The 11,672-nt window shown below is 48.0% G+C and carries 11 protein-coding genes; 7 read left to right on the top strand and 4 right to left on the bottom strand.

Features of this window, described 5'->3' with window-relative positions; all coding sequences use genetic code 11:
• The first annotated feature begins 41 nt into the window (after nucleotides 1-41).
• From S7335_RS02920 to S7335_RS02905, 4 genes are all read left to right on the top strand, one after another.
• Nucleotides 42-2,759: a phycobilisome rod-core linker polypeptide gene (locus S7335_RS02920; protein ID WP_006453887.1), complete on the top strand. Its 2,718-nt coding sequence runs from the start codon at nucleotides 42-44 to the stop codon at nucleotides 2,757-2,759.
• Nucleotides 2,760-3,243: 484 nt separating this feature from the next.
• Nucleotides 3,244-3,729 carry an allophycocyanin subunit alpha gene (locus S7335_RS02915; protein WP_006456136.1) on the top strand — a complete coding sequence of 162 codons (486 nt, stop codon included), beginning with the start codon at nucleotides 3,244-3,246 and terminating at the stop codon, nucleotides 3,727-3,729.
• Between the two features lie 97 nt (nucleotides 3,730-3,826).
• The gene (gene apcB, locus S7335_RS02910; protein ID WP_006456852.1) at nucleotides 3,827-4,312 is read left to right on the top strand and encodes an allophycocyanin subunit beta; all 486 of its coding nucleotides are present in this window, start codon (nucleotides 3,827-3,829) and stop codon (nucleotides 4,310-4,312) included.
• A gap of 587 nt (nucleotides 4,313-4,899) precedes the next feature.
• Nucleotides 4,900-5,103: a phycobilisome linker polypeptide gene (locus S7335_RS02905; protein WP_006455322.1), complete on the top strand. Its 204-nt coding sequence runs from the start codon at nucleotides 4,900-4,902 to the stop codon at nucleotides 5,101-5,103.
• A gap of 424 nt (nucleotides 5,104-5,527) precedes the next feature.
• On the opposite strand, the gene S7335_RS02900 is transcribed toward S7335_RS02905, so the two are convergent.
• Complete coding sequence (locus tag S7335_RS02900; RefSeq protein ID WP_038015517.1) at nucleotides 5,528-5,722, bottom strand: chlorophyll a/b-binding protein; 195 nt, start codon at nucleotides 5,720-5,722, stop codon at nucleotides 5,528-5,530.
• A 621-nt stretch (nucleotides 5,723-6,343) separates the two neighbouring features.
• Here S7335_RS02900 and S7335_RS02895 point away from each other — a divergent pair.
• Nucleotides 6,344-6,739 (top strand): AbrB family transcriptional regulator, encoded by a 396-nt coding sequence (locus S7335_RS02895; protein WP_006456406.1) that lies wholly within the window; start codon nucleotides 6,344-6,346, stop codon nucleotides 6,737-6,739.
• A gap of 81 nt (nucleotides 6,740-6,820) precedes the next feature.
• Here S7335_RS02895 and S7335_RS02890 read toward each other — a convergent pair whose 3' ends face one another.
• The 3 genes from S7335_RS02890 to S7335_RS25635 are packed head-to-tail and all read right to left on the bottom strand — an operon-like array spanning nucleotide 6,821 to nucleotide 9,467.
• Nucleotides 6,821-8,287, bottom strand: coding sequence for a bifunctional cobalt-precorrin-7 (C(5))-methyltransferase/cobalt-precorrin-6B (C(15))-methyltransferase (locus S7335_RS02890; protein WP_071776952.1), 1,467 nt, complete (start codon nucleotides 8,285-8,287; stop codon nucleotides 6,821-6,823).
• Nucleotides 8,288-8,310: 23 nt separating this feature from the next.
• Nucleotides 8,311-8,955, bottom strand: coding sequence for a precorrin-8X methylmutase (locus S7335_RS02885; RefSeq protein ID WP_006455700.1), 645 nt, complete (start codon nucleotides 8,953-8,955; stop codon nucleotides 8,311-8,313).
• A complete protein-coding gene (locus S7335_RS25635) occupies nucleotides 8,955-9,467 on the bottom strand; it encodes a hypothetical protein (RefSeq protein ID WP_006454445.1) in 513 nt (170 codons plus the stop codon). Before S7335_RS25635 ends, S7335_RS02885 begins: the two co-directional genes overlap by 1 nt.
• Nucleotides 9,468-9,630: 163 nt before the next feature.
• Here S7335_RS25635 and folD point away from each other — a divergent pair, with 163 nt between their 5' ends.
• Both folD and crtE read left to right on the top strand, forming a co-directional pair.
• Nucleotides 9,631-10,512: a bifunctional methylenetetrahydrofolate dehydrogenase/methenyltetrahydrofolate cyclohydrolase FolD gene (gene folD / locus S7335_RS02875; RefSeq protein ID WP_006455464.1), complete on the top strand. Its 882-nt coding sequence runs from the start codon at nucleotides 9,631-9,633 to the stop codon at nucleotides 10,510-10,512.
• A gap of 191 nt (nucleotides 10,513-10,703) precedes the next feature.
• Nucleotides 10,704-11,627 carry a geranylgeranyl diphosphate synthase CrtE gene (crtE, locus tag S7335_RS02870; protein WP_006455205.1) on the top strand — a complete coding sequence of 308 codons (924 nt, stop codon included), beginning with the start codon at nucleotides 10,704-10,706 and terminating at the stop codon, nucleotides 11,625-11,627.
• The last annotated feature ends 45 nt before the right edge of the window (nucleotides 11,628-11,672 follow it).

Below are 11,672 nucleotides of genomic sequence, written 5' to 3'. Positions count from 1 at the left end.
ACGAATCCTAAGTACTTAATATAGGGAGTCTTTGAGAACCCATGACAGTGACAGCTAGCGGCGGAAGCTCTGTAGCACGGCCCCAACTTTACCAAACCTTGCCTGCTTCCACGATTTCTCAGGCGGAGCAAAAAGACCGCTATATGGAGAACACCGAACTTGGTGAACTCAAGACTTTCTTTAATTCTGGAATGAAGCGAGTGGCGATCGCCCAAACGCTTACTCGCTACTCTGAGCTAATCGTATCTCAAGCGGCCAATCGCATTTTTACGGGTGGCTCTGCGCTAGCTTATCTAGAAAAGTCAGCAGACGATGCCCCTCAAGAGATGACGCGGGGTGGCGTTCCACTTGACCAAAAAGAAGCTTCTAAGCTAGGAACGGCCACCTTTGTTGCGGCTAACAGCGATGGTAATGGTAGCAGGGGCGGCATCTTTAGCGGTCTTCGTAATCTGCTAATTAACGATCCCGATGCCGGCGTCACCCCTCCCAACTTCAGGCCGATCAATGTGGCTCGCTACGGCCCTAGCAATATGCAAAAGTCTCTTAGAGACATGAGCTGGTTCCTGCGCTATCTCACGTATGCCGTTGTCGCGGGCGATCCGAATATTTTGAAAGTAAATGTCCGGGGACTACGAGAAATTATTGAGAATGCCTGTTCAACCCCGGCTACTATCGTTGCGATTCAAACGATGCGTGGAGCTTCAGTGGGTTACTTCAAGGGCGATCCAGAAGCGCAAGATATTCTGCGTCAGTACTTTGACATCATGCTGAGCGAGTTTAAAGGGCCAACCCCTTCAAAGAAACTCCGTCAGCGTTCCTCAAAAGATCAGCAGGGTCTGCAGCTACCGCAGATTTACTTTAACGCTTCAGAGCGTCGGCCTAAGTACGCGATGAAGCCTGGGCTTTCGCGGCTAGAAAAGAACGAAGCGATCAAGGCTGCCTACCGTCAGGTATTCGAGCGAGATATTACTCGTGCGTATTCGCAGTCCATCTCCGATCTAGAATCCAAAGTCAGAAACGGCGAAATTTCGATGAAGGAATTCATCCGTCGCCTAGCGAAGTCTCCTTTATATAGAAGGCAGTTCTTCGAACCGTTTATCAACAGCCGAGCCTTAGAGCTGGCTTTTCGTCATATTCTTGGGCGCGGGCCAAGCTCTCGCGAAGAAGTTCAAAAATACTTTGCTATTGTCTCTGAAGGCGGCTTGTCTAAGCTGGTTGATGCTTTAGTTGATTCGCAAGAGTATGCCGACTACTTTGGCGAAGAGACCGTTCCCTACATTCGCGGTCTGGGCCAAGAAGCTCAAGAGTGTCGAAACTGGGGTGCGCAGCAAGAGCTATTCAACTACAGCGCACCGTATCGCAAGATCCCTCAGTTCGTTACGCTGTTTGCCTCTTACAATCAGCCCCTACCTGACCAACATGTTTATGGCTCTGGCAACGATCCGCTAGAAATTCAGTTTGGCGCAATCTTTCCGAAAGAGACTCGCGATCCGAGTTCGAGCCCGGCGCCGTTTAGTAAAGACACTCGTCGGATTCTAATTCATCAAGGTGCTGGCATCAACAATCAGCTCAGCAATCCTGCTGCTCGTCCTGTTGCGCCGGGTTCTTTGGGCGCGAAGGTGTTTAAGTCTTCTGAGGCTAGCAAACAGACAATTATTAGCGCGGTTTACCGTCAGGTGTTTGGCCGTCCGGTTTATGCAGGCCAAGAAATTAGTAAGGCAGAAAGTCGCTTTAACAATGACGAGATTAACGTTCGTGAGTTCGTTAAGGCAGTTGCAAAGTCAGAATCGTTTAGAAAGATCTACTGGACTTCACTATATGTGATGAAGGCGGTGGAATACATTCATCGGCGTTTGTTAGGTCGTCCTACTTACGGCCGACAGGAGACTAACCAGTACTTTGATATCTGTGCTAAGAAAGGTTTCTATGCGCTGATTGACGCCATTATTGACTCTCAAGAATACACTGAGTGCTTTGGTGAGGATACGGTTCCTTACGAGCGATATTTGACGCCAGGTGGTCAGGCGATGCGATCGCTCAGAGTTGGCAGCATCCAAGAGACGGGTGCTCGCCCAGAAGAAAAGACGACGCCTCGATTTATAGAGCTAGGTGCTGTCGATAAGAATCGGCCAATCCCTGAGGTGCAGCAGCGAGTTAACCAAGGGGTGAGCGTACAGCGTGAACAAACCAAACGCTTTAAGCTGACTACTCAGGAAAAAACCGCCGTATTAACTGTTGCTCAAGCTGCCTATCGTCAGATATTCGAGCGTAACATCGACCCCTACGTAGTCAAAGGCAGTGAATTCTCTGAGCTAGAAAGCAAGCTGGTCAATGGTGAGATCAACGTTAAGGAATTCATCGAAGGCTTAGGTAACTCCCAACTTTATATCAAAGAGTTCTATGCCCCTTATCCCAATACCAAAGTTATTGAGCTAGGGACCAAGCACTTCTTAGGCCGTGCTCCTCAAGACCAAGGGGAAATTCGTAAGTACAACAGAATACTGGCATCAGAAGGCATTCGTGGCTTCATCCGCGCCCTGGTTGACACGCCAGAATATGCTCAGTACTTTGGCGAAGATACCGTTCCCTATCGCCGTTTCCCCACGCTACCGGCTGCGAACTTCCCTAATACGGAAATTCTATACAACCGTCTAACCAAGCAAAGTGACGATGTTGTTGTTCCTAGCTTCGATGCGTTAAATCCCTCCACATCGGTCTCTGAAAAGCTACCGCTGATGGCTGGTGCGTTAGAAGACTAGCTGATAGCTTCTTGAATCGTAACAGGATGCACATTCACCCTCTGTGCATCCTGTTTTGCTTACCCAAGGAAAACCATCTTTTGTCGACCTACCGAGCGATCGCCTTTCGGAAAACTGAGGATTTAGATTACGAAATGTTTCTAAACCTCTAAGAAGGTAAGCTAAATACTGGAAAATGTTTACAGAAAACTGTTGCTGAGCAAGGCCAGAGCAGCTTCTTAAAAGGAATATTTCTGTTGCTTCTTCTCTAGTTTGTTCGCAGGCCAGAAAAGTAACAAAGTTTATACCTTTCGCTGCTCGTAAGACTTCATAATAGTGTTGTCGGTACCGCATACTGTGCCCAAAGCTTTGGCAAGGGCTATGTGCGATTACCTTAGAACAGCATCGAAGTCTTAAAACTAAGGCTCAGCTGTTTGATCTTTCATCTGTTTTTACACAGAACCAGTGAAACTCATCTGGTTTATTCTTTCGGAGGAATCCATTAATGAGTATAGTCACGAAGTCAATCGTGAATGCTGATGCTGAGGCCCGCTACCTCAGCCCCGGTGAATTGGATCGCATTAAGGGGTTTGTGACCTCTGGTGAGCGTCGTGTTCGTATTGCTCAGGTCTTGACTGAGTCTCGTGAGCGAATCGTCAAAACTGCCGGCGACCAACTTTTCCAAAAGCGCCCTGATGTTGTTTCTCCTGGCGGCAACGCTTATGGCGAAGAAATGACAGCCACCTGCCTACGCGATATGGACTACTACCTACGCCTTATCACCTATGGTGTGGTCGCAGGGGACGTGGCGCCTATCGAAGAGATTGGCCTGGTCGGCGCTCGTGAGATGTACAATTCGCTAGGTACTTCTATCCCTGCGATGGCAGACTCCATTCGCTGTATGAAGAGCGTTGCTGGCTCTATGATGTCTGGTGATGATGCGCTTGAAGCTGCGTCTTACTTTGACTACGTTATTGGTGGCTTGCAGTAAGCCATCTATGAGCTAGTACCTAGAGCTAACACCTGAGAGATCTGTTGTTGCTCATTTGTCCATATCTGTTCTAGTCCACTTTTAGGAAGCAAACCCCATGCAAGATGCAATTACTGCTGTAATTAATGCTTCAGACGTGCAAGGTAAGTACCTTGATTCGTCTTCTATGGATAAGCTTAAAGCTTATTTCCAAACTGGTGAACTGCGCGTTCGTGCAGCAACCTCTATCAGCGCTAACGCTGCTGAAATCGTTAAGGAAGCAGTTGCGAAGTCTCTGCTTTACTCAGACATCACTCGTCCTGGTGGCAACATGTACACCACTCGTCGCTATGCTGCTTGCATTCGCGACTTGGACTACTACCTGCGCTACTCTACTTACGCCATGCTCGCTGGCGATCCTTCCATCCTCGATGAGCGCGTGCTCAACGGTTTGAAAGAAACTTACAATTCCTTGGGCGTTCCTGTTGGTGCTACCGTTCAGGCCATCCAAGCAATCAAGGAAGTTACTGCTAGCCTAGTTGGTGCTGACGCTGGTAAAGAGATGGGTGTTTACCTCGACTATATCTGCTCTGGCCTGAGCTAGGTCCTGAGTTAGGCATAGCTAAGTAGATACAGTTAAGTAATTCGGTTCCACTTTAGATTCACGAAGGCTAATTCTTAGTCTTTTGACGAGTCTTAATCCTCTCTAGAAGTCTGGAGTGAGTGTTAAAGAATTGAAGGCTTAGCGGATGTCCAGAGTGATGACTAAAAGCGACCTTTGGATATCTGAGAGGCTTCGAAACATTAGCATTGATTTATCAGACTTCTAGATTGCTCTTACTTCCGTAAAGGAAGCTTTTAAAAAAGTCCTGATACGAAAGTTTAGTAAGAGGCCGCTGATAAAGTAGTTCTAATCAAAAGCACAGTATTTGCGAGGTGTAGTAGGTGGTTAGATTACTTTTATAAGCGCCTGACAAGCATGAGATTTCAGTGAAAGAAAACAGCTGGTGTAAGTGTTGTAAAACAAAAGCTCGTAAGTTTCTGACTTGATATCTGTTGCCCTTATGCATTTCAAGGACCCGTTTCAGATAGCAAAAGTGCTTAAGTCAATCCTTGCGTTACGAGCGCTGACTCAGCGACAAAATTTTAGATTTAGACCCTTTAGATTTAAACACCCAAGAGGCCATTACCATGCGAATGTTTCGAGTCACTGCCTGCGTCCCTAGTCAAACCAGGATTCGAACTCAGCGCGAGCTCCAGAATACTTATTTTACCAAGTTAGTTCCCTATGATAACTGGTTCAAAGAGCAGCAGAGAATCCAAAAAATGGGTGGGACTATCGTGAAAGTAGAACTTGCTACTGGTCGGCGCGGTGCGAATACTGGTCTAGCATAGGCGCTCATTCTTAGGTAGCTTTGTCCAAAGCCTATCTACCCTTACAAGTTAACGATGAAAGGCTGTACGAACTAACGTATGAGGAAGGCTGCGCATTCACTGCGCAGCCTTCTCTGTCTTCTATAGTAGTTATCCTTAGGTGAAATGAATCAAGGTAGGAGGTATCCTTCTCTTGCTATTCGCTGTGGGCTTCATTGAGTAGTGAGTGAACGGATGGAGGCACAGAAAATTGACATTACCTATAGCCTAATGCAGTTGATACCCTGTCCGTAGAAGGGCTGAGGCTAGCTCTTGAGTGGGTTCTACTAGCTACTGCCTACTACTGCTCAGTGCTGGACCAATAGTTCTTTTGAGCACGCATCCGACGCTGTTGTATTTCGAGCTAATCGCCTGTCTATCGCCTGCGACTAATTGCGCTGAAGACTCAATGCAACCCTATCCAAGTGAAGAAGTCTTGTCCTGTGAACAGCTCTAACAGCAGTAGTGCGACAAATCCAACCATAGCGAATCGACCATTGATTTGTTCTGCATATTGAGTCCAGCCAAAGCCAGGTTGTGGTTGTTCAGGCGATGCCAATGAGTCTGTGGAATCCGGTGTGTCTAGAGAAGGTCCTGCCATTGAAAGATAGCTAGTTAAAGTCTATTGTCTGTATATTATCGGTTAATCGATACATTGGAGAGGCTTTCTTGAGTACAAATTAAGTCAACGGAATGGTGTAGAGAAATGCTGGTAAGAGTGCTTGTATAGGAGCGCTGAATGAAAAGACGCGTAGTATCTTTTATAGGAAGAGGGTAGCAGCCCATCTATCACTGTTAATTTCACTGTTGTGTTTTCGATGTGTTTTGGAAGTGCTATTTGAAATGGCATTTAAAGAAGAGTGCTTTTTTTAAAAAGGGTTTGCCATTTGCTCAAAACCATTCTGCCGTAGACTATAGATGGCTATTACGATATAGCAAACTGATAGAATGATTAGTGGAGAGTGTGTTGATGAAGTCGCAATAGTTGGCTAGACTTTGATAGATGTTTTGGTATTCTTGATGAATATTTAAGCGGTATCATCATTAATAAATTGCTGTCAAGATTGATCTCTGATTAAAGTATTGTTTGTGACTTCTACTTGTTGCTAATTGTTCTGATCTTGGGTTATCTGATGAGACTGGACATGATCACTAGATAGTGAGAGATATTAGCTGTGAGTACCTTGTAGTTAGCGAAATCTAAGCTAGATGAAAGAGTGCTATGGCGAATAAAAACCATCCACTGAAGGGAAAGTCTCTCCTTCAGAAAATCAATGAACTCGCTCATCTATCTAAGCGTGAAAGTGCCCAAGCATGTGGCTATTACACAGAAACGAAGGATGGTCAGATAAGGGCAAACCTAGCGGACTTTTACGATGCGCTGCTAGAGGCTAGGGGAATTTCGCTAAATCCTGAGGGGACTAAAGATGGGCGGGGACGAGAGCCAACCTATCGAGTGAGTGTCCACAAGAATGGTCAGATTGTAATTGGTTCAACCTACACGCAGGCTATGGGTCTAAAGCCTGGAGATGAATTTGTTATCAAGCTGGGCTATAAACATATTCGGCTCGAACAGGTGGGTAGTAGTGATGATGACAGCGAAACGGACCAAGGCTGAAACTGACTAGCAGTGAAGCCGATTAACAAGTGAAACTATCTGAAAGATCCGGCATGCATGATTGATATGATGACTGATAAATCAGCAGCGATGCTTGTTTTCTCTTTCAACTGTTTGCTCTAAATAATTGCCCATCGATAGCGTCATTATGGTGATGGGATTAAGTGGCAAGAATCTGGTCAGTGGTCCAACCGGAATTGAGCGTGAGATATTAGCTTGTATTAGCTGATGTTGCCAGGTGTGTTTGATTCGTTTCGAAGTTAATTTTTGGCTATCTTTCGATCTCTCTATCGTCGACTTTACTGCTGTCTCTGTATCTTCTTGGTCGAGCCAACTGATGACTTCCGCGACGTTTTCTACGGTAGCTAGGGCCAGAACAATTCGCACTGGGTGATGAGAATTGTTCTTTGAATTGTTCTTTGAATTGATAGTGTGGTTGCGCTGAAAGTGTTTATGAAGATAGCTGAGGATATCGGTTAGGCGACCGCTGCTTCCGCCGATAAATACTCGATCTGGGGTGGGTAGCTGTGAGAGGGCATCGGGCGCTTTCGCTTGGACAACTTGTATTGGACCAATTGCTAGCTGCTTTACATTGTGTTTGATTAAGGCTGCGCCTATTGCCGTTTTCTCAAGTGCATAAATCCGCGCTGCCGGACAGAGTCGACTGAGCTCTATGCTGACAGAACCTGTCCCAGCACCAATATCCCAGATAACTTGGTGTGGTAAAGGGGCGATCGCCCCTAAGATCAAAAGTCGAATCTCCCGTTTGGTCATCAGCGTCGGCCGATCTGGAAATCCTTTAAATACTGAATCAGGTAAGCCAATGAGTGGCAGACTTTCTATACTGGCCGAGTTGGATTCAAGCTCACGCAACATCACTACGACATTTAAGCAGCTGTAGTCTACCCCTTGCTCGCTGCTATACAGGCTGAGCCGCTCTGACTTAGCGCCCAGATTCTCGCAGACCCAGATCCGATAGCGTATGGGCAGCTCTAAGGCCTCGACAAGACGGGCGATCGCGCTGGGTGTCAAAACAGAATCTGTCAGCACCGCGATCTTCTCGTCACCTCTTTTTAGTGCTTTGATTAGAAGCGCTTCACCTCGGCCATGAACACTGACCAAAGTCGCTGACTGCCATGGAATCTTCAGACGGCTAAAGGCCAGCTGAATAGCACTGAGTTGGGGATGGAAGGCCAGCTGCTCTGCTGGAAAATATTCAAGGAGCAGTCGCCCGATGCCAAAGAAGAGCGGATCTCCAGAAGCTAGAACGACGATACGCGCATTCGGATGGTCAATCAGATATGAGCGTAGCTTGTCAAACGCTTCAGAGAAGTTGCCTAGCGCCCATCTTTCTACTTCCCACTCTTTTGCTCCTTGGCCAGTTGCTGCCTGACTAGCTGTGGACTTTTCAAGCTTTTGAAACCCGTCTAGATGCCGCTGACTACCTAACAGTACCGTTGCTGATCTGACAATCTCTAGAGTCTTCGAGTTTAGGCTATCAGCGCCGTCTAGGCCGACGCCAACAACCTGAATTTTTGGTTGTCCCAAAGGTGTCTGACCCAAAGTGCTACTTATGCCTCCCAAGCCCAGATCATGACTGCGTTCAGAATCGCTGCAGCTACTGCCGATCCACCTTTTCGGCCTTCGACTAGGATATGGGGGATGCTCAAAGTTGAGAGTACCTGTTTTGATTCGACCACGTTAATAAACCCCACTGGCGCGCCGATCACTAGAGCAGGCTGCCAATAACCTGCTGCAACCGCTTGGCAAAGCACCATCAGAGCGGTGGGCGCATTGCCTATAGCCACAATTGCACCAGGATGGCTTCGCACGCAGCTAGCCATCCCCATAGCACTACGAGTCTGAGCTGGTGTGACTAGATCTAGGTCAAAAGAAGATCCAACGGCAGAGTGAGAAGCCTGCTGAACCGCAACAGTAACTTGAGATTGCCAGGTGCGCTCAACGACTGTCCCGATGCCAGCAGCCACCATAGAAACATCAGTGATGATGGGTGCGCCTGATCTAAATGCGGTAATTGCGGCTTCTACTGGCTGATAACAAAATTTTATCAGCCGCTTAAACTCAAAATCGGCCGTTGTGTGGATAACTCGCCGGGCGATCGCATATTCTGCTGCTGTAAACGGGTGTTCGCCAATCTCTCGATCGATCTGCTCAAAGCTAGCTAAGGTGATTGCATGCTCGCTGTAGGCTGGCACTAATTAACTTCCCTCCGGGCGGGTGAGGGCTCAGCAGTGCCGTCAGCAGCGCTATCAGCAGCCCTGTAAGCGTGCTCTTCTAGATAAACTTCGCTAGCATCGACTGCCTCGATCACAATTGCCTCATGTTTTACAATTCCTGACACCGTTGCGATCTCGCCTACGTTAGGATCAGATTGGCGCGTCAAAACCCACAGACTGCCTGTATCGTCTTTAATTTGATAAATCCAGCCATCTAAAGTCGCGACTCGCTGCGTTACCCTACCAGAGATAGAAACATTATCCTCGGCCCGCTCAGCGCTCAGTGAATCAATCGCTATTGGCTGATCGGGTAGTCGTAGACCGGGTAGCCTCATAGAAGGCAGAGGGACTTCCGAACCAGACGGCACACCAGGACCGGTCTCAGCTACCGCGCAGCTGCCCAATAGCAGTGCTAAGAGAACTAATCCTCTGAGACCCAAGGCTAGTCCAGGTAGTTTTATGAGCTGGTTGCTGGTTGCGAATACTTTCATAAAAAGTCTCTAACAAGAACTAAAATTCGAAGGATAGCTGAAGAATGAGCCTCGTTACTTTTGCTACATTACTTTGGTAATCTGAGCTCTGGTAATCTGGTTTTAGAGCTTTATTGCCAGCAACTCGATTCGGCTTGTAAGGCCAGTAGCGTACTCTAACATTATGGCCCAGCTCCTCGACGGGAAAGCGCTCGCAAAACAGATTCAAACAGATCGCATATTAGCTATTCGAGCTTGGACCCAGCAGGTTGGGCGGCCGCCGGGACTAGCGGTGCTAATGGTTGGGGATAATCCTGCTAGCGCCGCCTATGTGCGTAATAAAGAGAGAGCCTGCGAACGAATAGGCGTTGCTTCTCTAGGAAAGCACCTACCCAAACAAATCAGCCAGAATGAGGTTGCCCGAGAAATTCTGACGCTCAACGAAAATCCGAACGTAGACGGCATTTTGGTGCAGCTACCTTTGCCTAGTCATCTAGAGCCCTCTAGTCTGCTAACTCTAATCGATTCTAATAAAGACGCGGACGGTCTACATCCTCTTAATTTAGGCCGGCTAGTCAGAGGTGAACCGGGGCTGCGTAGCTGTACACCCGCCGGGATTATGCGACTGCTGGCAGCCTACGATGTGCCCTTGGCTAGCAAGCGAGCTGTGGTTTTGGGCCGCAGTATCTTGGTGGGTAAGCCGATTGGGCTAATGCTGCTAGCCGCAAATGCAACACCAACGTTTGCTCATTCTAAGACAGAAAATTTGTCTGAACTGACGCGCTCAGCCGATATTCTTATAGCAGCGGTCGGTATCCCTCAGTTGATCACTAAGGGGATGGTAAAGCCTGGAGCGACAGTGATTGATGTCGGTATCAATCGTGTAGAAGACGAGACTACTAGCAAACCTAAGTTGGTTGGCGATGTGGACTTTGACAGCGTAGAGCCGATCGCTGGAGCGATCACCCCGGTTCCGGGTGGGATTGGTCCTATGACGGTGACCATGCTGTTAGAAAACACAATTAAGAGTTATTGCGATCGCAACCATATTCCCTTTAGCCCATAAGTAACCCATAAATAGCCCACAAGCTAATTGCCAGCTCTGAACTATCGCCTTATCGAAACACTATTTGACTATACCTAGCTTTTCAGAATCCTGTTTCATAGTCTGAAGTTACTATCCTTCGAATTCAGACGCTTCCAAAGTCAAAATCCTTTAAAGACATCATCCGTTAACACCTTCTCCCATCTCCTCTCATGGCGACCACCAATCTCGATAGCCCCAGCACTTTCGATCTCAAAAGCTATCTTAGCGATCGCTCCTGCCAGGTTGAAGCCGCAATCGATGCAGCTTTGCCAGTAGTCTATCCCGAACAGATCTATGAGGCTATGCGTTACTCCTTGCTAGCTGGGGGCAAACGACTACGGCCGATTCTATGTCTGGCGACCTGTGAGATGCTTGGCGCTAGTGCGAATATTGCGATGCCCACTGCCTGTGCCCTAGAGATGGTCCATACCATGTCGCTGATTCATGACGATCTGCCTGCTATGGATGATGACGACTATCGCCGGGGCAAATTGACCAATCACAAAGTGTACGGTGAAGGGGTGGCGGTATTGGCCGGTGATGCCCTGCTGACCTATGCTTTCGAGCACATTGCAACCCAAACGCCGCAGGGCTCAGACGGCGCCGATCCACAACACATTTTAAAAGTAGTGGCGCAGCTCGGCCGGGCAGTGGGCGCAGAAGGGCTAGTCGGTGGGCAGGTGGTTGATCTAGCTTCAGAAGGAACGCTCGTCGATGAAGAGACACTGACATTCATTCATATGCACAAGACGGCGGCGCTGCTGGAAGTGTCGGTGACTAGTGGCGCCATGCTAGCCGGCGCATCCGAAGCTGTCGTCGATCGGCTGCGGCGATATGCTCAACGGATTGGACTGGCCTTTCAAATCGTCGATGATGTGTTGGATATCACTTCTACGCCTGAGACGTTAGGCAAATCTATCGGTAAAGATATTGCAGCTCAAAAGGCGACTTACCCTAGCCTATGGGGGTTAGAAGAATCTCAGCGGAAGGCCGAACAGCTAGTGGCCGATGCGATCTCAGAACTCTCAGAATTTGGCGAAGGGGCTCAGCCTTTAGTGGCGATCGCCCAGTTCATCACTGCTCGTACGCATTAGCTTTTGATTTTCAAGCCCGTACTCACCATTCCTTAACTTGCCACT

It is taken from the genome of Synechococcus sp. PCC 7335, from assembly GCF_000155595.1.
Lineage (GTDB): Bacteria > Cyanobacteriota > Cyanobacteriia > Phormidesmidales > Phormidesmidaceae > Phormidesmis.
This window is presented reverse-complemented; position numbering and strand designations above follow the sequence as displayed.